Genomic DNA, 24968 nt, shown 5'->3' on the forward strand with positions numbered 1-24968 from the left:
CTCTAGCCCCCTCCCGCCCGCCGAACCTTCTTTGAGCACCCACCAACCATTTCGGCGTCCAAAAAATGGTTGATGCGTTCCCAAAGAAGCGCCGCGTGCACAAAGGTGGGTCGGCTGCTCTTTGGGCACGAAATCCCACCCGGAGCACTCCCGCAGGCGGTCCGCGGTCGAGACTCGGCGATCGCCTACCGGTCGCATAAACAGCAGGCGGGCGGTCCGCGGATCGGAGACGATCAGGGAATGGACAGCCCGCAAAGGATCATCGTCTTGCTCTCCGGCCCGGCCGGCTCCGGCAAGACAACCGTTCTCCGACTGGTCCACGACGTGAAGCTCAGCGCCTGGGGCCGGACCGCCGCGATCGACACCGACCAACTGTTCCTCATGGTCGATCCCGGCTGGGATCTCCCGTACGACGACGCCCGCACCGCGCTCGTACTCCGGCAATCAGCACTGCTCGCCGAGTCCTTCGTCAGGGCGGGCTACGACAACATCCTCATCGCAGGCAACGCCATCCACGACGCCGCCGACCTGAATCCCGTCATCCCCGACCTGCTGCGGATCGGCCACGTCTTCCACATCTCCCTGGATCCCTCGGAGGAACGGTTCTCCAGCGGACAGCCAACAACCCGGACCGTTTGCCGGCCCACCTGATGGACGACCTCCACCAGCACCGGGCGAAACGTTCCCCCTGGTCCGCACCCCTCGACAACTCAACCCTCACCCCACTGGAAACGCTCCAGCAGATCGCCCACCTGGTCCGAACCGGCGCGGGACAGATTCACGGGCCGCTCCCGGACGTCTAGACAGTGCTTCCAGCGCGAGATCGCCGTGCGGCCCGCGCGCTGAGTGGCTCACCGCGAAGGTCGCCGGAGCGCACCCCTAGAACGCAATACCGAGACACAGTGTCTCGAATCTGTTAGGGTCGGGTTACGAGGCACGGTGCCTCGCAAAGGGGGGATCGCATGTGCCGGGCCTGTGGCTCGAGCGACCATCAGGCTGAGCCGGTGCGGGCGCCACGTTTTGCCGGACTGCGGAATCGGAACTCGCGGCCGTATCTGTTCGGCACCGGGCTGGCGATGATGGGCGACAACGTCGAGCACGTCATCACGTACTGGGTGCTGTGGCGGGAGTTCCATTCGCCGGCGCTGGCTGGGTTCCAGGTGATCAGTCACTGGTTGCCGTTCTTGCTGTTCTCGGTGTTGTCCGGGTCGCTGGCCGACCGGTACGACTGCCGGCGGATCATCCAGTCCGCGCAAGGACTGTTCATGGTCGTCTCGCTGGGTTGGGGGCTGCTGTTCCTGACCGACTCGCTGCAGATCTGGCATGCCTGTGTGCTGCTGGTGCTGCACGGCTGCGCCGGTGCGTTGTGGGGACCGGCCGAGCAGATGATGCTGCACGACTTCGTCGGTCGCGACGATCTGCCGAGTGCTGTGCGCCTGAACGCGACCTTCAAGAGCCTGGGCGTGTTGTGCGGCCCGGTCGTCGGGTCGACGTTGCTGCTGATGCTGGGTCCGACCGGCGGGATCTTCGCGAATATCGCGATCTATCTGCCGCTGACGATCTTCCTGTTCCGCACCCGTTTCACCGGCCACATCCGCGAGGAGGTCGTCGCCCGACCGCGGGTCGGTCCGATCGCTGCGCTGCGTGCTGCCCGCGGAATCGGAATCAGTCCGACTGTAGGCAGCATGATCGTGCTGGCCGGGTTGGGTTCGTTCTTCGTCGGCGCCTCGATCCAGTCTGCGATGCCGGAGTTCGCCGAGTCACTCGGCGCCGGTTCCACAGGCATCACGTACGGCGCCCTGTTGTTCGCCACCGGATTCGGCGGGGTCGTCGGCGGGCTTGTGATCGAGGCGACCGGCTGGTTGCGGCCGACTGTGCGGACCGCGGTGATCGGGACAATGCTCTACGGCCTGAGCATCGTCGTCTTCGCGCTCACCAACAACTACGTGCTCGCCTTGGTCGTGCTGATGACCAGCGGGGTGGCGAACTTTGTGTCCATGTCCGTCTCGCAGACCGTCGTTCAGCTGGAAGCTCCGAGCGCCGATCGCGGCCGGATCATCGGCCTCTACAACACAGCCTCCGGCGGATTGCGTATCGGCAGCGGTATCACCGTCGGCTTCGCCGGTGCCGCGATCGGTATCAAATGGTCACTAGCGCTGAGCGCCGCCACTCTCACCGTCGCCGCACTGACCACCGGCGCGTACGCAGCCGCCAGGCGAAAAGGTCGGCAGCAAACGGCTGACGCGTGAGAGCCTTTGGGCCCACGAAGGAGGGCCGTGAAGTACATCTATCTCGTCACGCACGCTGAGGCGCAGCATCATGTGGACGGCCTGGTCGGCGGCTGGTACGACTCGGAGCTGACCGCCCGCGGACATTCCCAGGCCGAGCGCATCGCCGCCGTACTGGCCGACCGGCTCGGGTCCGCGCCAGTCGAGGTCTGGTCCTCCGACCTCCGTCGAGCCGCCCAGACCGCCGAGCCGATCGCCCGGCGATTCTCCACCGAGGTCCGGACTGACCACCGGCTTCGCGAACGCACCAACGGCGAAGCCGACGGCCGCCCCCAAGCCTGGCTCAACGAACGCCGCATCCCGATGCCCGAGTACGGCGACCGCCTCGGCCATCACGACGGCCCAGCCGGCGCCGAAACCCGACTCGCGCTGGTCGAGCGCCTTTACCCCGCCCTCGACGAAATCGTTCGCCGGCCGATCGAACACCAGGTCGTGGTCTCCCACGGCTCCGCCTCGAGCTACCTGATCACCGCCTGGCTAGGCATGCCCATGCTCTCCGCAGACCGAGGCTTCTTCCCCCTCACCGCAGGCGGCATCACCACCCTCCGCCGCAACGACACCCACTTCAGCCACCAGGTACTCACCCTCAACGAAACCCACCACCTAGCGGAGTGATCGCGCCCGCGGCGGACCTGCGCCACTCACTAACTCTCCGCGCGGGCATCTGACGAGGAGTTGCTGAGCGTGGCCCGGCGGTGGGCGGCCCAGTTAGTCAGTGGTGGCGGTCCGCCGAGCTGCCCATCGGCCTCGGCGATCGGGTGCTGGATCGGGTTTGGCGCCTGTGTGGTAACAACTTTGCGCTCCGCGCCAATTAGTTTCCACAGAGATTCTGTTGGGGTGCGGTACGGCGGGGTGGCTGATCGACGCTCCGGACAAGCCGGGCACGTTGTCTGTGGCTGGTCGCCGCGGCGGCCGCGTTACATAAAGAGCTTGGCTGGGCCCGGTGGGTGGTTGAGGTACTGGCGAGGTCGGCGATCGCGTTCCCGCTGCTTGAGGTGCCCGCTATGGCTGAGGTGGAAAAGCGGCGCCGAGGGTGGAAACTTCATGTCGCCATTTGCAAAAAACGTTCCACCCAGCTCTCCAGGCGGGTTGGGGGTGGGGCTGGGGAGTTTTACCTGTCGTTTCGGGTCAGTTTCGCTCCCCAGCCCGCCCGGATACCTCACGAATCGGGCACTGGGGAGTTTCACCGGCGTATCCGCCTGCCGATTCGCACTACGCGGGGATTTTTCGGGTCCATACGCCGAAAAAGTCACGCGTAGCGAAGACCAGCGCGGCAGCCGGGGGTCAGCCGGGCACGGCAGCACCCCCGGCCTCCTTGCCAGCGCTTTTCACCAACAGCGGCGGGTCACTTTCCAGGCCTCCCACGACCGGCCGCAACCATAGCGAGCACCTCAATCGGCGGGAACGCGATCGCCGACCTCGCCAGTACCTCAGCCACGTGCCGGGCCGAGCCAAGCTCTTTATGTAACGCGGCCGCCGCGGCGACCAGCCATAGACAACGTGTCCGGCTTGTCCGGTGCGGCGAGCAACCATGCACGCCGTACCAGCCCAGCCGCAGTCGTTGCGGCGAGCAACTATTCCGCCGCGCCGGAGACGGCCACGGTCAGTGCGGCGAGCAACCAACGCCGCCGCACCGCAAGCGCTTAGGCCGGGTGGTCCGCCAGGTCGAACAGGTTGCCTTCGGGGTCGGCGAGGGTGATCCAGTGGACGCCGTACTCGTTGTGCTCGGAGTGGTGTTTCGCGCCGAGGTCGGTCAGGCGGGCGAGTTCGGTGGACCAGTCGGAGGTGGCGAGGTCCAGGTGGAGACGGTTCTTGCTGGTGCGGGGTTCGGGGACCTGGAGGAACATCAGGGTGGGGCTGTCGGCCGCGCGGTTGATGGTGGCGAAGAATTCGTTGCTGTCGGCATCGACTGGGACGGAGAGGACGCCGGCCCAGAAGGTGGCGAGGGTGGCTGCGTCGGTGCAGTCGAAGGCGATGTTCTCGAGAGTGATGGACATGATGCAGACCTTTCAGGCAGGGAGTTGCTGGATCGGCCAGCAGACTTCGGTGCGGTAGGAGGATTCGTCGGGGGTGTCCCCGGGCGAGACGACGTACAGCTCACGGATTGGTCCTGGAGCAACAGCGCAGTGTTCAGCGACATGCGAGCCGAGCGCGCCGTACGTGCGGTCGAAGTCGGCCATCGCGCCGGCGTGCACGGCGATCGCGAAGAAGCCGCCGGGCAGGTCGACCAACGAGAAGCCGTCAACAGGCTCCTGCGAAGGCGCGACCGGCAGGAAGGCGACCACCTCACCGACGTCTTCGGTGAAGAAGTCGTCGCTGTACGTCGCTCCGGCCGTGGCTCTAATCCCGTGGGCAGCACCCAACGCGTCCAGCCGACCGAAGGCATCGACGCACCACGGACCGATCTGTTCCCGCTCGACCTGAGCACGGACCCCGAACGCCCGGAACGGCGGAAAGTACCGGTACTCGACCCGCAACGGCTCGGGCTCGGTCGTCAGCAGACTGCGCAGCGAGGTGACCACGCCACGGGTGACCTGCAGCTCAGCCTCCATCCGCTCCAGATGCGCTCGCAGAGTCTCCTCCCGCGCAGCGCGGTCCGTTGTGGAGACAACCGCCCGTACGTCGGGAATCGGCATCCGCAGGTCGCGCAGCCGACGGATGAGTAGCGCGACACCGACCTGGACCGTCTCATACCGTCGATAGCCGGAGGACGGGTCCACGGAGGCAGGCGCGAGCAGGCCTATCTCGTGGTAGTGGTGGAGCGTCTTCACGCTGAGGTTGGTCATCCGCGAGAACTCGCCAACCGTGACTGTCGCCGTCATGAGCCAAGCTTCCACCCTCCAGTAGCCGGAGGGTCAAATACCGTCAAATACCAAGTCCCGCCCGGGGGCGGCCGGGCGGGACTGTGGCAACGAACAAGACGATCCGGTGCTAGTTCAGGAGAGCGTCCACTTCTGGTTGGCGCCGCCGCCACAGGTCCAGAGCTGCAGTGGTGTCGCGTTGGCCGAGTTGTTCCCGGTCACGTCGAGACACTTCCCCGCCTGTGGATTCACCAGATCGTTGTTCGAGTAGGTCCACTGCTGATTGGGACTCCCGGCAACACACGTCCACAGCTGAACGCGGGTGCCGTCAGCGGTTCCGCCGGCGGCGACGTCGAGGCACTTACCCAGGGCCTGGATGGTGTTGCCCGAACGCGTCCACTGCTGAGCGGCCGAACCGTTGCAGTCATACAGCTGCACCGCAGTACCGTCAGCCGGGTTCGCCCCAGCCACGTCGATGCACTTGCCGGCCAGACCGGTGATCTGACCACCAGTACCGCCGCCACCCTGCGAACCGCTCCACACGAACGTCGCCGACGTCTTCGTGGGCAGCGTGTAGGTGAAGGACTGCGAGCCCCAGTTCACCCGCACCGACTGCGAACCACCGGTGGTGTTGAACGCGATCAGCGCCTTCGAACCGTCCGGGTTCTTCCATGCCACGTTCTTCACCGAGGTGTTGGCGGACGAGTCGATCCGCAATGCACCCGGCCGCACGTACTTCGTCAGGTGACCCATCGTGTAGTACTCGACGGTCTTGTCGACCTGACCCGCACGACTGCCACCCCGCTGCACCGTCACCAAGCCGGTACACACGTTGCACCCGGAACCGACGTACGGGAGGTGGTTCTGGTCGAGGGCGAGCCCCCACTTGATCCACGACTTGTCCCAGTTGCGGGTGTAGTCGATCAGGTTGTTCATGTCCTCGACCTGCTGGTTCGGGATCCAGGTACCACCCGAGTGCTCGGTCATGTAGGCGTTGACCGCCGGGTACTGGTTGTGGATCTGCGTCTGCAGATTCACGTCACCGCCGTACCCGTGCCAGGCGATCCCGCCGAACAGCGGGTCGTTGCGCAGGGCCGCGTCGGCCAGCGGGACCGAACCGAGGTCGTTGTAGTTGCCCCAGTTGTAGTCCAGCACCATCACCTTGGTGCTGATACCGGCCGCCCGGAACGCCGGGAACAGATGGTTCTTGGTGAAGTTCAGGAGCCCGGCGCCGTTCCAGTTCATCGACGCGTAGCCGGTGTCGTCGGTTCCGCAACAGGTTGGCTCGTTCTGCACCGTCACGTAGTCGATGTGGTTGCCCTGGGCCTCGTTCTGCTGCACGTACTTCACGAAGTACTGCGCGTACATCGGGTAGTACTCGGCCTTAAGCCAGCCGCGGTTGGTGAACTTGTTGTTGTCCTTCATCCACGCCGGCGCACTCCACGGCGACCCCATCACCTTGAGGTTCGGGTTCAGCTGCTTGGCCTGCTTGGTCAGCGGGACCACGTCCGCCAGGTCGTGGTTGATGCTGAAGTCGTTCAGGTCGCAGCAGGTGTCGTCGTACGAATAGTTGAACCGGGCCAGGTCGGACGCACCCATCGGGTTGCGGGTGAACGACAGGCCGATCCCGTTGACCGGGTCGAACAGGTCCTTCATCACCTGGTTGCGGGTCGCGGCCGAGATCGTGTTGCTGCTGTTCAGCAGCCACGCGGAGCTGTCGGCGAAGGACGCGCCGCCGCCCTCCCAGGACTGGTACGTCGTGTTCTCGTTGACCGTGATCGTCTGGTTCGCCGAACCGCCGGCCGGGCCGAAGTTGACCGGCGTCTGCGGCTGCAGGCCCCGGGTCACGTTCTGGCCGGCCGAGTCGTTGGTGGTGGTCAGGTAGACGTTGACCTGTTCACCGGCGGCCTGAGCCGTCGGGGCGGTCGCCGTACCGATACTGAGGCCGGCAGCGACCACGCTGAGCGCGGCCACGGCCACCGGTACGGCGCGACGTTGGCGGGCATGACGGAATAACCCGTTCGCGGGCATGGGCGCTTCTCCCTTGTGAGCAAGGAAATCCAGACAGGGGGCGTGTTGTGGCGTCTGCCCGCGCCGCAACGGTGTGTCAGCACGAGGGAACCATCGGTGGCCACCTGTGTCAACGCCACAGCATCGACTTTTTTCACGTCTTTTATTTAGTCCCGGCCTTGACCTGAGAGCGTTCTCACAGCAAGCTGCGGGACCAAATCCCCCTAACGACTTTGTCTCGTTCCTGCTCCGCCCCCGTGAGAAATGAGGCACGCATGAAGCTCAAGCGATCCCGCATCGCGGCCGTTGTCGCGATCGGTGCGGCACTCGTCGGCACCAGCCTTCTGCAGGCACCGGCCCAAGCCAAGCAAGAGGCCGCGCAGGCCCCCGCCGCCGCGCTGGCGACGACCTTCGAGGACAACTTCGACGGCCCGGCCGGCCAGGCGCCGGACTCCAGCAAGTGGCGCTACGACATCGGTGGCTCCGGCTGGGGCAACGACGAACGCCAGTACTACACCAACAGCACCCGCAACTCCGCCAAGGACGGCAACGGCAACCTGGTGATCACTGCCCGCCAGGAAAGCGGCGGCTTCCAGTGTCACTACGGCACCTGCCAGTACACGTCGGCCCGGTTGCTCACCGCGCAGACGTTCACCCAGACCTACGGCCGCTGGGAGGCCAGGATCAAGATCCCCGGCACCCAGGGTGTCTGGCCGGCGTTCTGGATGCTCGGCTCCCAAGGTGGCGGCTGGCCGAACAACGGCGAGATCGACATCATGGAGAACATCGGCCGCGAGCCGAACACCGTGCACGGCACCATCCACGGCCCGGGCTACTCCGGGGCCGAGGGCATCGGTGCGGCATACAACTCCCCGAACGGTCAGCCGTTCCGCAACGACTTCCACACCTACCGCGTGGACTGGGCGCCGGACGCGATCACCTGGTTCGTCGACGGCGTGCAGTACCAGCGCCGGACGCCGGCCGACCTCGGTGGCGACCAATGGGTCTTCAACCACCCGTTCTTCATGATCATGAACGTCGCGGTCGGCGGCTACTGGCCGGGCTACCCCGACGGCTCCACCCAGATGCCGCAGACGATGACGATCGACTACGTGCGCGTCTCCACCCTCGACGGTGGCAGCACCAATGGACAGATCAAGGGTCTGGCCGGCAAGTGCCTCGACGTCGCCGGCGCCAACTCCGCCGACGGCACTCCAGTGCAGCTGTACGACTGCAACGGTACGGCGGCCCAGTCGTGGAGCCGTCCCGGTGACGGCACGATCCGCGCCCTGGGCAAGTGTCTCGACGTCGCGAACGCCGGTACGGCGGATGGCACCCGGGTCCAGATCGTGAGCTGCAACGGCAATACCGCGCAGCAGTGGTCCTACGGCAACAACGACATCGTGAACCGCGGCAAGTGTCTCGATGTCATCGGCAACACCTCGGCGAACTCCACACCGACCGGGATCTGGACCTGCAACGGTCAGGCCAACCAGAAGTGGACCATTACCTAACCAGCACCGAACCTAACCAGCGGCAACCTTGGGCGGCGGCAGTGCGCCGCCGTCCCGCAGCAACCGCAGGACCGGAAGGGTCGCGGCGCCGAGTGCAACGGCGTCGCGGCCCAGTTCGCACAGCACGATCGAGACCTGGGAATAGGGCTGGCGCAGTGCATGCCGGCCGACCGCCTCGCGCAGGCGTGGCAAGTGATGCTCCCCGAGCAACAGCCCGGCCCAGCCGCCGAGGACGATCCGCTCGGGGTTGACCAGGTTGACCAGATTCGCGAAGCCCGCAGCGAGATAGCCGATCGTGTCGTCCACGACCCCGGCCGCGATCTCCGAGCTCTCCGCCGCCGCCAGCACCTCGGCGAACGCCGCCTCCTCGTCGACCGCGGTCAGCACCCCACCGGCCTGGCGATAGCGGTCGAGGACATCCTCAGCGCCGACATACGCCTCGAGGCAACCTTCGGCTCCACACCGGCACCCACGGCCGCCGTACATGATCGTGGTGTGTCCCCACTCGCCCGCACTGCTGCGGGTCCCGCGATAGCTGGATCCGCCGGTGACGAGGGCGGCGCCGACGCCGGATCCGACCAGCGCGACCACCGCATCGGTCGCACCGCGGCCGGCGCCGAACCACATCTCGGCCTGCCCGAGGGTGTTCGCGCCGTTGTCCACGAGGATCGGAATATCGGTGCCCTCGGCAAGCATCTGGCCGAGCGGTACGGCGTCCCAGCCCAGCGTCTGGGCATGGACGACGGCCGCTGAATCGACGATCCCGAACACTGCCACGCCGAGCCCGAGGACATCTGAAGCCCGTACGCCGGAAGTGCCGATAACGCTCGTAAGCCCTTCCAGCACGTGCTTTACGACCACATCTGGTTCCGGCGCATCGACGGGATAGTCGACGGTGGCGAGCACATTCATCGCCAGGTCGAACAACTCGACGCGGACCCGGGTCTCACCGACCTCGGCACCGACGACGTACCGGAACTCGCGGGCCACCCGCAACAGAACGCGCGGCCGGCCACCCTCGGATTCGACCGAACCGGCCTCTTCGACGATGCCTTCGGCAATCATCTCGGTGACCAGGTTGCTGACGCTGGCCGCACTCAGCGACGTCCGGGTGCTCAGCTCGTGCCGGCTGAGCGGTCCGTCACGGTAGATATCGGTCAGAATCACCGATCGGTTGGACCGGCGCATGTCGCGCACCGTTGTCCGCCGATACTCCATTGCCCCAGCCCCTTGCCGAACCCCTGATCCCTGGCGGACCGCTCGACCCGAGTCCATCACGCCGCGCGGCCACCCGGAAGGGGTGACTTTCTCCAAGTCGTGAATTAAGTAGAGATTCGTTACCGCACCGTGATTGACGAGACCCAGGTCACTCGGCTTCACTCTACGGAACCGCTTCCGAAACCGGTTCCGTCACGGGAGCGCAACACAGCAGCAACATCCGCCACCCCACCGCCCGAGGGGAGTTTCCGCGTGTCCATCACCATCGCAGACGTCGCCGCACGGGCCGGCGTCAGCAAAACGACCGTGTCGCGCGTCCTGAACGGCAAGGGTGAGCTCGACCTGCGCACCGCCGAGCGGGTCCGCGCCGTGATCGCCGAGCTCGGTTACGTACCGAGTGCCCGCGCAGTCGGCCTGGCCCGTGGCCGGACCAGGGTCGTCGGGATGCTGGTTCCGTCGCTCACCTGGCCCTGGATGGGCGAGGTGCTGCAAGGCGCGGTCGACGTGGTGGAGAGCGAGGGCTACGGCCTGCTGCTGTTCACGTTCAACCGCGGTGCGGAATCCATGCACCAGTTCGCGTCCCAGGTGTCGTCGCAGTCGTTCGACGGCCTCCTGGTGATCGAGCCCGAGGGCACGCTCACCTACATCGAGCAGCTGCACGCCCGTGGCCTGCCGGTCGTCCTCATCGACGACCGCGACCACCGCCCCCAGTTCCCGTCCGTCGCCACCACCAACTACGCCGGCGGGCAGTCCGCCGCCCGGCATCTGATCGAGCTCGGCCGGCACCGGCCGCTGGTGATCACCGGTGTCGAACGGTTCGGTTGTACCCACGAACGCCTGGACGGCTTCCGCGACACCTACGCCGAAGCCGGGATCGAGCTCGACCCGAGACTCGTGTTCGAAGGCGATTTCACCCATGAGAGCGGACGCCGCGGCGTCCAGCACGCGCTGGACCAGCGCCTCGACTTCGACGCGGTGTTCGCGCACAACGACCTGTCCGCCGGCGGTGCCATCCAGGCCGTCCGGGAGACCGGGCGGAACGTGCCGAACGACGTGTCGGTCGTCGGATTCGACGACATCCCGTACGCCCAGCACACCGAACCGCCGCTGACCACGGTGCATCAGCCGATGCGCCAGATGGGTCAGGCTGCGGCCCGGATGCTGATGGGCTACTTCGGCGGGACACCGCTTCCCGAGGAACCCCAAGTGCTGCCGACGACGCTGATCGTCCGCAGCTCAACTGCACCCAAGCCCACCCCGCGGACCAGCGCACCCGCCCCCGCTGTGCGGTCCCACCACTGAGGCTCCGGCGGCGGGGCAACTGCCCTTGCTCCGCCGCCGGTGAAGTCCTCGATACCGATCTGTTAGGCAGTCCGCTCTTCCGATGAGAGCGCTTTCACGCCACTATGCACTGGCCCACCCAGGCTCAGGGGTGGACCATCCGCCAAGAAACAGAGATCTACAGGAGGAACCGATGCGAGCACGACGGAGCGTCGCGCTGGCCCTGACGGGCTTGCTCGCGGCAGTCACGATGGCTGCCTGCAGTAGCGGGGACAACAAGACCACCGGAAGCGGTTCCGGCACCGCTGCCACCGTTCTCAACGTGGGGATGCCGAACGGCCCGCAGACCGAGAACCACAACCCGTTCCTCGGCTCCTCCTCGGGTGCCTCGCTCGGGTACCGCTGGATGATCTTCGAGCCGTTGATCATGATCAACGGGATCAAGCCGACCGAGCCGGGTAAGCCCTGGCTGGCCACCGAGTACAAGTGGGACGCCAACTTCACCAAGCTGTCGCTCACGATCCGCGACGGCGTGAAGTGGTCCGACGGTACGCCGATGACGGCCGCCGACGTGGCGTACACCTTCCAGCTCCGCAAGGACAACGAAGGCCTGAACACCGACGCCATCCCGTACGGCACCATCGCCACGACCGGGAACAAGGTGGACCTGACCTTCACCCGGTCGCAGTTCACCAACCAGAACAAGATCCTGACCGTCTTCGTGATCCAGAAGGCGCAGTGGTCCGCGATCAAGGACCCGAGCCAGGACACCCTGAAGACCCCGGTCGGCACCGGCCCGTACAAGATCAAGTCGTTCACCCCGCAGACCACCACGCTGGAGCTGCGCGACGCGTACTGGCAGGAACTGCCGAAGGTCAAGGAACTGCGCTACACGTCCTACAACGACAACAACGCGCAGACCACCGCGCTGGCCAACGGCGCCTCGGAGTGGAGCTTCGTCTTCGTCCCGAACGTGAAGGCCGTCTTCCAGGACAAGGACCCGAAGAACCACAAGCTGTACTTCCCGGCGAACCTGGGTATCCACGGTCTGTGGATCAACACCACCAAGAAGCCGTTCGACGACCCGGCCCTGCGCCGCGCGATGGACAAGGTCATCAACCGCGACGACATCTTCATGCAGGGTGAGGCCGGGTACTTCTACCCGAAGGTCGAGTCCGTCACCGGCATCCCGACCCCGGCCGGTGAGTCCTTCATCGCCCCGGAGTTCAAGGACAAGAAGCACGTCGTCGACGTCGAGGGCGCCAAGGCCGATCTGGCCGCGGCCGGGTACAAGCTCGAGAACAACGTCCTGTCGGACAAGACCGGCAAGCCGGTCAAGATCACGCTGACCAACCCGGCCGGCTGGTCGGACTACGTCACCGACCTGGAGATCATCAAGGACAACCTGTCCACGATCGGCATCGCCGCGACCGTCGACAAGGCCAACCAGGACGCGTGGTTCAAGAACATCGACGAAGGCAACTTCGAGGCCGCGATGCACTGGACCAACGGTGGCGCGACGCCGTTCGACATCTACCAGAACATCATGGACGGCAAGATCCTCAAGCCGGTCGGCAAGGGCGGTGTGAGCGGCAACTACGGCCGCTTCAACTCCCCCGAGGCCACCAAGGCGCTGGACGAGTACGCCAACGCCAGTGACGACGCCACCCGCACCACGGCGCTGAACACGCTGCAGAAGATCATGGTCGACCAGATGCCGGTCATCCCGACCTCGGCATCGAACATCGGTGGCCTCTACAGCACGAAGAACTGGACCGGTTGGCCGGACGAGGCGAACTCGTACGCACCTGGACAGCCCACCCAGCAGAACGCGCTGGAGATCGTCCTGAAGCTGAAGCCCTCCGGCTCTCAGTGAGGCCGGACCGCGGCGCCGGGGCAGTGAGTGCCCCCGGCGCCGCGGTGCCACGATGCGAGGAGTTTTTCAATCATGACGGTGACCGACCCGGCGGTGGCCCCTGCGGTGGTCCCTGACGTTGTTCTCGAGGCCGAAGGCCTCACCAAGCATTTCCCGGTCCGGCGCGGCCTGAAGGATCTGCTGACCCGCGAACGCAAGGTCGTCCATGCGGTGGACGATCTCAACCTGACGCTCCGCCGCGGTCGCGTGACCGCCCTGGTCGGCGAGTCCGGCTCGGGCAAGTCCACGGTGGCCCGGCTGCTCGCGCAGCTCTACAAGCGCACCGACGGTGACATCCGCCTGCGGGGTGAGTCCGTCGAGGTGCATGGCGGGCGCGCGTTCCGGGCGTACTGCCGCCGGGTGCAGATGATCTTCCAGGACCCGTTCGCGTCGCTGAACCCGACGCACACGATCCGCTACCACCTGACCCGCGCACTGAAGATCCACGGCCGGGCCGGGAAGAACTCCGCCGAGCTCGAGCAGAACCTGCGCGACCTGTTGCTGCGCGTCCAGCTCGTTCCGCCGGAGCGCTACCTGGACAAGTTCCCGCACGAGCTGTCCGGTGGCCAGCGGCAACGCGTCTCGATCGCCCGCGCCCTCGGTGCTGACCCCGAGGTGCTGCTGGCCGACGAGCCGGTCTCGATGCTCGACGTCTCGATCCGTCTCGGTGTGCTGAACCTGCTCGCCGACCTGAAGGACCGGCTGAACCTGGCCATCCTCTACATCACCCACGACATCGCCTCGGCCCGGTACTTCGCCGACGAAACGATGGTCATGTACGCCGGCCGGATGGTGGAGGGCGGCGATTCCGAAACCGTCACCCAGAACCCGGCGCACCCGTACACCCGGCTGCTCATCGAGAGCGCGCCGGACCCGGACCGCCTCGACCGCGTCGGTGACCTGCGCGCCCCGGAGGACCAGGGCAGCGGCGAGCCGCCGAGCCTGATCGCACCGCCGACCGGTTGCCGCTTCCATCCGCGCTGCGTGAGCGCCATGCCGAAGTGTTCGACGGAACTGCCGCCGCGCTTCGAACTGCCAGTTGTCGACAACGGCCAGAGTCACTGGGCCGCTTGCTGGCTCTACGAGGAAGGGGCGGCGAAGTGAAATTCCTGCTTCAGCGCATTGCCTTCTACCTGTTCACCGCCTGGGCCGCACTGACGATCAACTTCTTCATCCCGCGCCTGATCCCCGGTGACCCGGTCACCTCGCTGATCAACAAGTACCAGGGCCAGATCAGCACCGAGGCGATCCAGTCGCTGTACGTCCTGTTCGGCCTGGACAAGAACGCCAGCCTCTGGAGCCAGTACGTCGACTACTGGGGCCAGGTGTTCCGCGGCGACCTCGGGTTGTCGTTCACCTTCTTCCCGACGCCGGTCATCGACATCCTGCAGCAGAGCCTGCCGTGGACGATCGCGCTGGTCGGCATCACCACGATCGTCAGCTTCGCGATCGGCACCGGTCTCGGCGTGCTGGCCGGCTGGCGACGCGGTTCCTGGCTGGACGGTTTGTTGCCGGTGACAACGTTCCTGTCGTCGATCCCGTACTTCTGGCTCGGTCTGCTGGCGATCGCCGTACTGGCCGGTCCGGACAGCATCTTCCCGTCGTCGGGTGGTTACGAGCCCGGCCTGGTGCCGGGATGGACGCCGGAGTTCATGGGCAGTGCGATCAACCACAGCCTGCTCCCGGCCATCACGATCCTGATCTCGTCGGTGAGCGGCTGGATCCTCAGCATGCGCAACATGATGGTGACGGTCGCCTCCGAGGACTACATCACCGTCGCGCACGCCAAGGGCCTGCCCGAGAAGCGCGTGATGCTGAGCTACGCCGCCCGCAACGCGCTGCTGCCGAACGTCTCCGGTTTCGCGCTGTCACTGGGCTTCATCGTCGGCGGCACGCTGCTGGTCGAGATCGTCTTCTCCTACCCCGGGATCGGCTACAACCTGTTCCAGGCGGTCGGTTCCAAGGACTACCCGCTGATGCAGGGCGTCTTCCTGGTCATCACGCTGTCGGTCCTGGTCGCGAACCTGATCGCCGACGTCGCCTACCTGCTGCTCGATCCCCGTACCCGGAAGGAGGGCTGACATGTCCGCACCCACCAGCACCATCACCGCGGTGACTCCCGACGGCCCGGAGGTCGCGGCCGCACCGGCCAAGCGCCAGCGGTTGCGGTTCGTCGCCAACCCGAAGGCCGCGACCGGCCTGATCGTGCTCGCGTTCTTCAGCCTGATCGCGATCATCGGTCCGTGGATCGCGCCGTTCGACCCGTCCCAGCGCAGCAGCGACATCCTCCAAGGACCGTCCGGCAAGCACTGGTTCGGTACGACGCACCTCGGCCAGGACATCTTCAGTCAGATGCTCGTCGGCACCCGGGGCGTGATGTTCGTCGGCCTGCTGGCCGGCATCGTCGCGACCGCGCTGTCGGTCCTGATCGGCGTCAGCTCGGGCTTCCTCGGTGGCGCTGCCGACGAGGGTCTGTCCGCACTGTCGAACGTCTTCCTGGTCATCCCGGCGCTGCCGCTGATCATCATCGTCGCCTCGACCATCCCCGGCGCAGGTGACCTGATGGTTGCCCTCGTCATCGGTTTCACCTCGTGGGCCTGGGGTGCTCGAGTGCTGCGGGCGCAGACCCTGTCGCTGCGCCGGCGGGACTACGTCGAGGCCGCGCGGGCGACCGGTGAGAGCACCTGGCGGATCATCACCGCCGAGATCATGCCGAACCTGACCGCGATCATCGCCTCCAGCTTCGTCGGCACCGTGATCTTCGCGATCATGTCCGAGATCACCCTGGCCTTCATCGGGATCTCGACCATCTCCGAATGGAACTGGGGCACCATCTTGTTCTGGGCGCAGAGCCAGCAGGCCCTCGCCCAGGGTGCCTGGTGGTGGTTCGTCCCGGCCGGTCTGGCGATCGCCATCCTCGGGACGGCGCTGTCCCTGATCAACTTCGGGATCGACGAGTTCGTCAGCCCGCGGCTGCGCAACGCCGGCCACACCAAGGTCAAGACCAACGACGGTCACTCCGTCCGGATGCGCGTCGGCTTCACCCCGGTCCTCGGCAACAAGGCAGTCGCGCCGACTCCCGTCGTACGGAAGGTGGATGCAGCGTGAATGCGAAAGAGCCCGTCCTCGAGATCAAGGACTTCAATGTCGACTACGGTCTGGGCGACCAGGGCGTACGGGCAGTCCGCGATGTCACGCTGACGCTGCACCGTGGCGAGGTGCTCGGGCTCGCCGGTGAGAGCGGGAGTGGCAAGTCCACGCTCGCGTACGGCGTCACTCGGCTCCTCCCGCCGCCCGGTGTGATCAGCGGCGGCTCGGTCATCTACCACCCGCCCGGCGGCGACCCGTACGACGTGATGTCCCTGACGGACCGTGAGTTGCGCGCGTTCCGCTGGGCCGAGACGTCGATCGTGTTCCAGGGCGCGATGAACTCGCTCAACCCGGTGCACAAGGTCTCGACCCAGATGCTCGACGTGATCCGGGCGCACGAGCCGGACCTTTCCCCGCAAGCCCGGCTCGACCGGGCGAAGAAGATGCTCAAGCTGGTCGGCATCTCGGCGGACCGGATGGACGCCTACCCGCACCAACTGTCCGGCGGTATGCGGCAGCGCGTGATGATCGGGATGGCGCTAGTACTGGAGCCGCAGGTCGTCATCATGGACGAGCCCACGACGGCGCTCGACGTGGTGATGCAGCGGCAGATCCTGGCTCAGCTGGTCGAACTGCGCGAGACGCTCGGCTTCTCGGTGCTGTTCATCACGCACGACCTGTCGCTGCTGGTCGAGTTCTCGGACCGGATCGCGATCATGTACGGCGGGCGGATCGTCGAGGAGGCGAAGTCGGCCGACCTGTACAAGGACTCGCTGCACCCGTACAGCGAAGGACTGCTGAAGTCCTTCCCGGCGTTGCGCGGCCCGCGCAAGGAGCTGTCCGGAATCCCGGGCTCACCGCCTGACCTGCGCGGGATGCCGTCCGGTTGCTCGTTCCACCCACGCTGCCCGCACGCGTTCGACCGTTGCTCCGACGAGGTCCCGCTGCTCGGGATCCCGTCGGCCCGCAACGACCCCAGCCGGTCGGTCGCCTGCTGGCTCCCCGGCCGCGTTCCGGTCGGTTAATCCCTTCTCATCTTCGTGAAAGGCCTTCTATGACTACAACGTCCGTCTCGGGGGCGGCTGACCTGATCAAGGGTCTGCCCGCCGACTTCCGGTGGGGTGTGGCGACCTCGTCGTACCAGATCGAGGGCGCGATCGCCGAGGACGGCCGGACGCCGTCCATCTGGGACACCTTCTGTGAGGTGCCCGGCGCGATCGACAACGGCGACAAGGGTGACGTCGCCTGTGACCACTACCACCGGATGCCGGAGGACGTGGCGCTGATCAAGAGCCTCGGCTTCGACACCTACCGGTTCTCGGTCGCGTGGCCGCGGGTGCAGCCGCGCGGCAAGGGCCCGGTGAACCCGGCCGGCCTGGGCTTCTACGACAAGCTGACCGACGAGTTGCTTGCCAAAGGCATCGACCCGTGGGTGACGCTCTACCACTGGGACCTGCCGCAGGAGCTCGAGGACGCGGGCGGCTGGCCGAACCGCGACACGGCGTACCGGTTCGCCGAGTACTCGATGCTCGTGTTCGATGCCCTGAAGGACCGCGTCAACACCTGGACGACGCTGAACGAGCCGTGGTGCTCCGCGATGCTCGGGTACGCCTACGGTCTGCACGCGCCGGGCATCAAGGACTACCCGGCGTCGATCGCTGCGGTTCACCACCTGCTGCTCGGCCACGGCCTGGCCACCACCGCCATGCGTGAGGCTTCGCCGCGCAAGCTCGACATCGGTATCACCCTCAACGTGGCCACGGCGTACCCCGCCAGCGACGCCGAGCCCGACACCGAGGCTGCCCGCCGTGCCGACGGTATGGGCCGCCGGATCTACCTCGACCCGCTGGTGCACGGCCACTACCCGGCCGACATCGTCGCGGATCTGGCCCAGGAGGGCATCGAGATCCCCGTCCAGGACGGCGACCTCGAGCTGATTTCGGCACCGATCGACGTACTGGGTGTGAACTACTACTTCAGCCAGAAGTTCACCGGGTACGCCGAGGACGGCAGCACGGTCGACGAGAAGGGTCTGCCGATCAGCCGGACCGTCCCGCTCGGCCGGCCGAAGACCCACATGGACTGGGAGGTCGTCCCCGAGGGCTTCACCGACCTCCTGCTCAGCATCGCCCGGGACTACCCCGGCCTGCCGATGGTGATCACCGAGAACGGCTCTGCCTACGAAGACGTCCCCGACGAGAACGGGTTCGTTGCCGACGAGGGCCGCACGGAGTACTTCAAGACGCACCTGGCCGCGGTGGCCGACGCCATCAACCAGGGCGCCGACATCCGTGGCTACCTGGCCTGGTCGCTGCTCGACAACTTCGAGTGGGCCTACGGGTACATCAAGCGCTTCGGCATCGTCCGGGTCGACTACGACACCCAGGCCCGCATCCCGAAGCAGAGTGCGCTGTACCTGAAGGAAGTCGCCGAACAGCACCGCGAGAACCGCTAACACGCTGCGTCCTGGGGTGGATGTCCCGCCACCCCAGGACGATCAGTCAGCGATCCAGTACCGGATCCGCCACCAGAGCAAGGATCTACTCCTTGGCGATCGCACCCGCCGGCCGCTTCGACTTCCCGACGTACAGAACGCGCACCGAGGCCAGGTCGCCGTCCGGCTGCCGGTAGGTCACGCCCATCACGTAGCTCGGTCCATCCTGATAGGCCCGCGCACCTTCGTGGTACTCCCCCTGCGCACCGTTCGGCAGTGTCACCGGGACACAGGACGGCACCGACAGTTGCGCCTTGCACTCACTGGCCAGCGGCGCCGCATCCAGACCGACCTCCAGAGTCGCCGTCACGGCACCTCGGGTCCAGGTTCCGAAGACGAACAACTCACCACCCCGGTTCTCGACCCCGGTGACCTTCATCCCGCCCGGCAGATGCTGCGCCGTGGCAACCACGATCTGATCCGTAGCCGGTGCGAAATCCTGCAGCCTGTCCTCTTGTGCCTGCTGCTCTGAGGTCAGCGGCGGCAGGCTCAACGCGGGATCGGTGGCGAAGGCGAACAGTTGCTCATCGCTGATCGCCATGTCGCTGGACGGTCGCATCGTGTTGTTGCGGAACACCGGGTCGACCGCGACGTACAAGTACTCGCCGTCCGGCTGCAGGTAGCTGAACTCGATCATCCGGCCCTGCCTGCCGAGCATCGCCGTAAGGCCGTTGGGCAGCGTCACCTGCTGGCAGCTCACGGGCTTGGTCTCGGATTCGAAGAACGATCCGCAGGTGTTGTCCGCGGCTTTGGCCGAACTGCTGAGCTCGATCAGGAACATGCCCTGGCCCTGATCCCCCTTTGTGTTCCAGCCGACCTTGCGCTGCGTCCCGTGGTGACCGAGCTGGGTGTCGAGGTCGAACGGTCCGGTCGTGAAGTTCAGGTGCTTCTTCGCCGGGTCGAAGTGCTTGGACATCAAGCCCTTCATCAGCTTGTCGAACCCTTGGGTCTTCGTGACCGCGGCCGCGTCCTCGGCCGCCTGCGCGTCGACCGGCGCTTGCTGAGTTGCGAGTGGCGGCTCAGGCGCCGCTTCCTTCACGACGCCATTCATCCCGAACACCGCGACTGCCACCGCGCCGGCCGCGAGCATCGCCGTACCGCCAGTAAGGAGGCGGCGGGAGCGGAGCCGGCGGCGGCCCGCAGCGAGGTCGTCGGCGACCGCCCGCGGCAGCAGGCCGTCCTGGGCGGCAGCGGCGTCGGTCAGGCGGTCCAGGAGCAGTTGCTCGTCGATCATCGGTGTCCTCCTACAGCCCGAAACTGGGCAGTCAGCATGTCGTTCAGCCGGGCGAGGGCCCGCGCGCTCTGGCTCTTCACCGTGCCGGGCACGCAGTTGAGGTCGGTGGCGGTCTCATCGACCGACAGGCCGACGAAGTACCGCAGGATCACCACCCGGCGCTGCCCGAGCGGCAGACTCGCCAGCGCCTCGATCAGCGCCCGCCGGTCCTCCACCGCGAGGCCTTCCGCCATGACCGGGTCCAGGCCGTCCAGCCCAGGCTCCTCCCGGCGCCATGGCCGGCGGCTCTCGTCGATCCCGGAGTTGACCAGGATCCGCCGTACATAGGCGTCAATGTTGCCTTCACGCTGCACCCGGTGCCAGGCGACGTACAGCTTCATCAACGCCGTCTGGACCAGGTCCTCCGCCTTGTGCACGTCACCACAGAGCAGGTAGGCGATGCGGCGCAGCTGAGTACGCCGCTGAGCGACGTACTCGCTGAACTCCTCGTCCCGTGTTCCTCGCGCCATCCGTTGTATCCCCTCACTTAGCCCGTCACCGATGAGTACGGAGCTCGAGGGGCAACGGTTGTCAGCCCTTCTGCGTGACCCGGTCGAGCGGTGCCGGGGTGAGCGTGCGGTGGGCCCTCAGGTACGCCGCGAAGGTCTCGTGATCAGTGTCGTTGCGGACAGGGTCGGTGTAGTACGCCTTGAACACTGTGTAACCGTCTGCACCGATCACGGTGTAGGCGAGCGCGGCAACGCGATACGTCTTGACTGGATCAAGTGACGTTCCGTCAATGCTCACGTCTCTGGGGTCGATCCGGTCGCCTTCTGGACGGCTCGCGTCGAAGCTGTACTTCACGTTCTTGGACAGGGCCAGCGGCGCGAACTTCCCGCCTTGCCACTGCTGCTCCAGTACGGCGTCCAGCTCGGCGCCCGTCAGGCTCACGGTCAGGACCGGGTTGCCGTAGCCGTACGCCTCCCACGACTCGCCGAGCAGGACGCGCCCGTCGGCGTCGCCAGGCTTGTTGCTGTTGGCAACCTTGAGGTCCTGCCGGAGCGCGGTCGATCCGATCGCCGGCTTGGCCGCGATCAAACCGAGGTCGGCCTTGCCTGCTTTGCGCGCCGTCCAGAGGTGCACGTCGGCTGCCAGATCGGCCAACGTGCTCTCGCCGACCGCGTTCGGGGTCCGGGTGAAGTCGCCGGTGATCGTGGCGACCGGCTCGGCGTACTTGCGATCTCCCGCGGCTGACCAGTAGCCGACGATCTTCTGCAGCTTCAGGTCCGGTGTGACGTCGCGTGTCACTGCATGGTTGGTGGAGGTCGTTAGGTCGCGCAGGACCTCGCCGCTGCGAGGATCGAGCTGCAGGTTGATCTCGCTGACCAGCCGGCCGTGGTTCGCCGCCTCGACGACCGGGCGGGGGTTGCCGTCCGGGTCGGGGATGCTGCAGTTGAACGCTGCGTGCCAGTGCCCGGTGACGATCGCATCGATCTGCGGCGTCACCTTGCGCGCCAGATCGATCGCAGGGCCGGTCGGGTTGACGCAGTTGTCGTACGTCGGCGACGCGTCGGTTCCGCCGTCGTGCATGTTCAGCACGATCGCCTTCACCCCTTTGCGGCTCAGTTCAGCGGCCGCCCGGTTCGCGGAGTCGACTGGGGCAAGCGCCTTCAGATCCGGCTGGTACGACGTACTGCCGACGGGTGTATCCGGAACGGTCAGCCCGATGAAGCCGACCGGGAAGCTGCGGCCGTGGTCGCGGACCCAACGGATCGTGTACGGCGCGACGATCGGCCGGCCCTTCGGGTCCACGATGTTCGCCGACTGGAACTCGAAGTCGGCACCGTGGAAGCGGCGGCCGGTCGAGTCCTTGAAGCAACTGTCGACACCGGGCGTCCCGAAACACTTCCCGCGGGTCATGTGATCAACCAGGAAGCTTCTTGACACGTCTAGTTCATGGTTGCCGACACTTGAGAACTCGATACCCAGCGCGTTCAGCGCCTCGATCGTCGGCTCATCTGCATGTGCGTCAACCTCAAACGGCCACCCGGAGAAATTGTCACCGTCGGCGAACAGGATCGAGTTGCGGTGACCGGCGCGGATGGTCTGCAGATGCGACGCCAGGTACGCCGCGCCGCCGACTACCTGCGCCTTTCCGTCCGGACCCGCGATCGTCCCGCCGTCCGCGGGAGACGGTGGTCGCAGGTACCCGTGGAAGTCGGTGATCGAGACCAGCTGGACGGGCACCGGGGCCGGTTCGGCCCCTCCCGCAGCGGCAGTCCCACCACTCAACCCCACTCCGATCAACCCCACAGTCGCGAGCACTTTGCGCATTTCTGCCTCCAACGCGGCCTTAGCAAGCGGTTTCCGACAAACAGGAGAGTGCACCATCCTGGCCGCGATGTCACTACCAAACGTCTTTTTGGAGAACTCGGAAAGAATCCACCGATGACAGCGCTCTCCCCAGTGGCACTCCTGATCTGGTCCAATGACTGCGTGGTGGCCGGCGGTCCCGCGAAGCCTCCGGCCATCACCCCGCCCGCACTGCACCGACCTGGGGACAGGTGAGCCATGCGCCGAACTGCCGCCCGATTGCTCGTCGTACTCGCCCTGCTACTTCCACTGACGCCAACCTTGCCTGCTGCCGCCCTGTCCGCGTTGCCTCCAGCTGCCTTGCCTCCAGTTGCGTTGCCTGCAGCCGCCTTGCCTGCTGGGGCTTCCCCGTTGCTGGTGAGCGGTTGGACCGCGCCGCTGAGTACCCGGGGGCGGTGGATCGTCGACGCCGACGGGAATCGTTTCCGGCTGAAATCCGGGAACTGGCACGGCGGTTCCGGAACCTGGAACGGTTCCGGCGACCAGGCCGACAATGCCAATCATCACGCCGGCGAGAACAGCAACCGCATCCCGCTCGGTCTCGACCGCGCTCCAATGGCGTCGATCATCGCCGGGTTCGCCGAACTGGGGCTGAACAGCATCCGGCTCCAGTTCTCGAACGAGATGATCCACGATTCTGCTTTGGTCCCTGACAGCGCTGTTGCGGCGAACCCCGGGTTGCGAGGGAAGACACCGCTTCAGGTGTACGACGCCGTCGTACAGGCGCTGACTGCTGCCGGGTTTGCGGTGATCATCAACAACCACACGGCGACGACCCGGTGGTGTTGCGGCGTGGATGGGAACGAGCGCTGGAACACGAGCCAATCGACGGCGACCTGGGAGAGCGACTGGCTGTTCATGGTCAACCGCTACAAGTCGAACCCGCGCGTCGTCGGAGCCGATCTCTACAACGAGGTGCGGCGCAACATCCTCGACGATCCGAACTGGGGTTGGGGCAACGACCACGACTGGTTCGCCGCCTCTCAGCATCTCGGCGATCGCATCCTCACCGAAGCGAATCCGAACCTGCTGATCGTTGTCGAAGGCATCAACTGGACCGGCATCCCGGTCGACGGTTTCCCCCACGAGCGACCGACGCTGACTCCCGCCCGGACGCTGTCGCACACGCTGGTCGTCTCGAACAAACTCGTGTACGGCGCTCATTTCTACGGCTACACGGGGCCGCGGCACAGCGGTGCGACTGGAACCGGTGAGACGACCGACCCGCGATACCAGGATCTGTCGCCGACCGAGCTGACCAGTGAGCTCAATCGGCAGGCGTTCTTCGTCTCCGGCGAGGACGGGCATTTCACCGCGCCGGTCTGGATCAGCGAGTTCGGCGTCGGCGGCCGTGAGGAGAGTGCTGCTTTGCCACGTGCATGGTTCGAACGCTTCGTCGACGAGCTCATCCGCACCGATGCCGACTTCGCCTACTGGCCGTTGGTTGGCTGGCACACCAACCGCACCGGCAACGGCTGGGCCTTGCTGCACTGGGATTCCAGCGGCAACAGCATGGGTCTGTACGACGGCGACGACTGGCGCGCTTCCGCGTGGTCGCGCTTGATGGGCGCAACTAGTCGTACCAGCTTCGTTGCCCCCGGCACCGTCTGGAAGATGCTCAGCCCCGACCACGGCGACTTCGTGGCGTCGTTGCGCATGCGCGCCGCCGGCGACTGGGACAACGGCGCCCGCAAAGCCGCCTGCCCCGACGGCCTCCGCCTCATCGGCCTGGCCCACACCGGCAACCGCTCCCTCTGCACCTCCGGCGCACCCGTTGCCTCCGGCCCCTATGAAGTCGTCTACGACCAACGCCATGTCACCACCGACTGGGCCTCCGGCTACACCAAGTACCAGTGCCCCGCCGGCCACTTCGTCACCGGCTACGCCGTCCGCGGCGCCAAGCTTTCCACCGTCCTCTGCACCGCCACCGCCCAGTCGTTGGGAGGCGCCGTCCGCACCCTCTGGTTCGACCGCTCCGACAACCGCGGCGCTGCGCAAGGCGGCGATTTCGCGACAGGCGCGTACAAGGGCCAATGCGCCTCGACCGAGTACCTCGCCGGCATTGCCTTCACCACCCGAGTAGGCGCCACCGGCACCCCCGACGCCCTCCTCTGCCGAGCGCTCACCCCCTAACCCCATTTGATGGGTGAGCCCACCAGGTTGTGGGTCGGCCCACCGCATGCGGTGGGTCCACCCCCACTCCCATGGGTCAGCCCATCAAATGGGGGTAGGCACGCGGCGGCGGACGTCTGCTGGGAACGCCGGTTGCCGGCGGCGAGCGCACTGACAACGCATTGAAGCCGCAAACGCCCTGCCGCTCGGCAGGACACATCGACGTCGCGTAAACCGCAGCGACCCGACCACGGCGGACCACCCGAGAGCGGACCGCCCCCACTGACCAACCTCCCGCGACCCGCCCGATTCACGCTCAGCGCAAGCCGAGGTGAGCAGCCGGAGGCGAGTTAGACAGTGGCGCAGGTCCGCCCACCCCGCCAGAGTCGACCTGATCCGCAGCACCAACACCGACCCCGACTCGTCCCCCACCCACCAGCCTTGAGCACCCACCAGGCAGCCGCGCACCGCCGATACGACTGATGCGTGCTCAAAGCTCCGACCGCCCTGGCCTTGAGCACCCGTCAGTCATCTGGGCACAGTTGGGATGGTTGGCGGGTGCTCAAGGCGCCGAGCCAACTGGCCCGCCCCGGCCTACTCCACCGACCACCGACCACCGGAGCTCACCCGTGACCATCCCGACCCCCGCCTCCGTCACC

At 66.4% G+C, this 24968-nt stretch carries 19 protein-coding genes; 12 read left to right on the forward strand and 7 right to left on the reverse strand.

Going from position 1 to position 24968, the window contains the following annotated elements; translation table 11 throughout:
- Window positions 1-240 precede the first annotated feature (240 nt).
- The 3 genes from E1263_RS32860 to E1263_RS32870 all read left to right on the forward strand — a co-directional run bounded on the left by E1263_RS32860 (window position 241) and on the right by E1263_RS32870 (window position 2903).
- A complete protein-coding gene (locus E1263_RS32860; RefSeq protein WP_132174533.1) occupies window positions 241-651 on the forward strand; it encodes an ATP-binding protein in 411 nt (136 codons plus the stop codon).
- A 353-nt stretch (window positions 652-1004) separates the two neighbouring features.
- Complete coding sequence (locus E1263_RS32865) at window positions 1005-2249, forward strand: MFS transporter (protein WP_238161741.1); 1245 nt, start codon at window positions 1005-1007, stop codon at window positions 2247-2249.
- A gap of 27 nt (window positions 2250-2276) precedes the next feature.
- Entirely contained in the window at window positions 2277-2903 is a 627-nt protein-coding gene (locus E1263_RS32870; RefSeq protein WP_132174537.1) for a histidine phosphatase family protein, read from the forward strand.
- 1028 nt (window positions 2904-3931) lie between these two features.
- On the opposite strand, the gene E1263_RS32875 is transcribed toward E1263_RS32870, so the two are convergent.
- The 3 genes from E1263_RS32875 to E1263_RS32885 form a co-directional block, all read right to left on the reverse strand.
- Complete coding sequence (locus E1263_RS32875) at window positions 3932-4285, reverse strand: VOC family protein (RefSeq protein ID WP_132174539.1); 354 nt, start codon at window positions 4283-4285, stop codon at window positions 3932-3934.
- Window positions 4286-4297: 12 nt separating this feature from the next.
- Window positions 4298-5110 carry a MerR family transcriptional regulator gene (locus E1263_RS32880; RefSeq protein ID WP_132174541.1) on the reverse strand — a complete coding sequence of 271 codons (813 nt, stop codon included), beginning with the start codon at window positions 5108-5110 and terminating at the stop codon, window positions 4298-4300.
- 114 nt (window positions 5111-5224) lie between these two features.
- The gene (locus tag E1263_RS32885) at window positions 5225-7120 is read right to left on the reverse strand and encodes a ricin-type beta-trefoil lectin domain protein (RefSeq protein WP_132174543.1); all 1896 of its coding nucleotides are present in this window, start codon (window positions 7118-7120) and stop codon (window positions 5225-5227) included.
- Window positions 7121-7374: 254 nt separating this feature from the next.
- Between E1263_RS32885 and E1263_RS32890 the strand changes: the two genes are divergently transcribed.
- On the forward strand, window positions 7375-8613 hold the full coding sequence (locus E1263_RS32890; RefSeq protein ID WP_132174545.1) for a glycoside hydrolase family 16 protein: 1239 nt from the start codon (window positions 7375-7377) through the stop codon (window positions 8611-8613).
- A gap of 12 nt (window positions 8614-8625) precedes the next feature.
- On the opposite strand, the gene E1263_RS32895 is transcribed toward E1263_RS32890, so the two are convergent.
- A complete protein-coding gene (locus tag E1263_RS32895) occupies window positions 8626-9801 on the reverse strand; it encodes an ROK family transcriptional regulator (RefSeq protein ID WP_238161742.1) in 1176 nt (391 codons plus the stop codon).
- A gap of 282 nt (window positions 9802-10083) precedes the next feature.
- Here E1263_RS32895 and E1263_RS32900 point away from each other — a divergent pair, with 282 nt between their 5' ends.
- From E1263_RS32900 to E1263_RS32930, 7 genes are all read left to right on the forward strand, one after another.
- Entirely contained in the window at window positions 10084-11133 is a 1050-nt protein-coding gene (locus tag E1263_RS32900; RefSeq protein WP_132174549.1) for a LacI family DNA-binding transcriptional regulator, read from the forward strand.
- Between the two features lie 172 nt (window positions 11134-11305).
- Complete coding sequence (locus E1263_RS32905) at window positions 11306-12988, forward strand: ABC transporter substrate-binding protein (protein WP_132174551.1); 1683 nt, start codon at window positions 11306-11308, stop codon at window positions 12986-12988.
- Between the two features lie 72 nt (window positions 12989-13060).
- Window positions 13061-14131, forward strand: a complete 1071-nt coding sequence (locus E1263_RS32910) for an ABC transporter ATP-binding protein (RefSeq protein WP_132174553.1) — start codon at window positions 13061-13063, stop codon at window positions 14129-14131.
- Window positions 14128-15108 (forward strand): ABC transporter permease, encoded by a 981-nt coding sequence (locus E1263_RS32915; protein ID WP_132174555.1) that lies wholly within the window; start codon window positions 14128-14130, stop codon window positions 15106-15108. Before E1263_RS32910 ends, E1263_RS32915 begins: the two co-directional genes overlap by 4 nt.
- 1 nt (window position 15109) lies before the next feature.
- Window positions 15110-16135 (forward strand): ABC transporter permease, encoded by a 1026-nt coding sequence (locus E1263_RS32920; RefSeq protein ID WP_132174557.1) that lies wholly within the window; start codon window positions 15110-15112, stop codon window positions 16133-16135.
- Window positions 16132-17142, forward strand: a complete 1011-nt coding sequence (locus E1263_RS32925) for an ABC transporter ATP-binding protein (RefSeq protein ID WP_132174559.1) — start codon at window positions 16132-16134, stop codon at window positions 17140-17142. The genes E1263_RS32920 and E1263_RS32925 overlap by 4 nt, the downstream gene beginning before the upstream one ends.
- Before the next feature lie 29 nt (window positions 17143-17171).
- The gene (locus E1263_RS32930) at window positions 17172-18572 is read left to right on the forward strand and encodes a GH1 family beta-glucosidase (protein WP_132174561.1); all 1401 of its coding nucleotides are present in this window, start codon (window positions 17172-17174) and stop codon (window positions 18570-18572) included.
- Between the two features lie 85 nt (window positions 18573-18657).
- Here the strand turns inward: E1263_RS32930 and E1263_RS32935 are convergent, their stop codons facing one another.
- The 3 genes from E1263_RS32935 to E1263_RS32945 all read right to left on the reverse strand — a co-directional run bounded on the left by E1263_RS32935 (window position 18658) and on the right by E1263_RS32945 (window position 22158).
- Window positions 18658-19845 (reverse strand): hypothetical protein, encoded by a 1188-nt coding sequence (locus tag E1263_RS32935; RefSeq protein ID WP_132174563.1) that lies wholly within the window; start codon window positions 19843-19845, stop codon window positions 18658-18660.
- Window positions 19842-20354, reverse strand: coding sequence for a SigE family RNA polymerase sigma factor (locus E1263_RS32940; RefSeq protein ID WP_132174565.1), 513 nt, complete (start codon window positions 20352-20354; stop codon window positions 19842-19844). Before E1263_RS32940 ends, E1263_RS32935 begins: the two co-directional genes overlap by 4 nt.
- Window positions 20355-20415: 61 nt before the next feature.
- Complete coding sequence (locus E1263_RS32945) at window positions 20416-22158, reverse strand: bifunctional metallophosphatase/5'-nucleotidase (RefSeq protein ID WP_132174567.1); 1743 nt, start codon at window positions 22156-22158, stop codon at window positions 20416-20418.
- 237 nt (window positions 22159-22395) lie between these two features.
- On the opposite strand from E1263_RS32945, the gene E1263_RS32950 reads away from it, so the two are divergent.
- The gene (locus E1263_RS32950; protein ID WP_132174569.1) at window positions 22396-24330 is read left to right on the forward strand and encodes a glycoside hydrolase family 5 protein; all 1935 of its coding nucleotides are present in this window, start codon (window positions 22396-22398) and stop codon (window positions 24328-24330) included.
- Window positions 24331-24968: the final 638 nt, after the last annotated feature.

This window comes from Kribbella antibiotica (assembly GCF_004349055.1).
GTDB classification, from domain to species: domain Bacteria; phylum Actinomycetota; class Actinomycetes; order Propionibacteriales; family Kribbellaceae; genus Kribbella; species Kribbella antibiotica.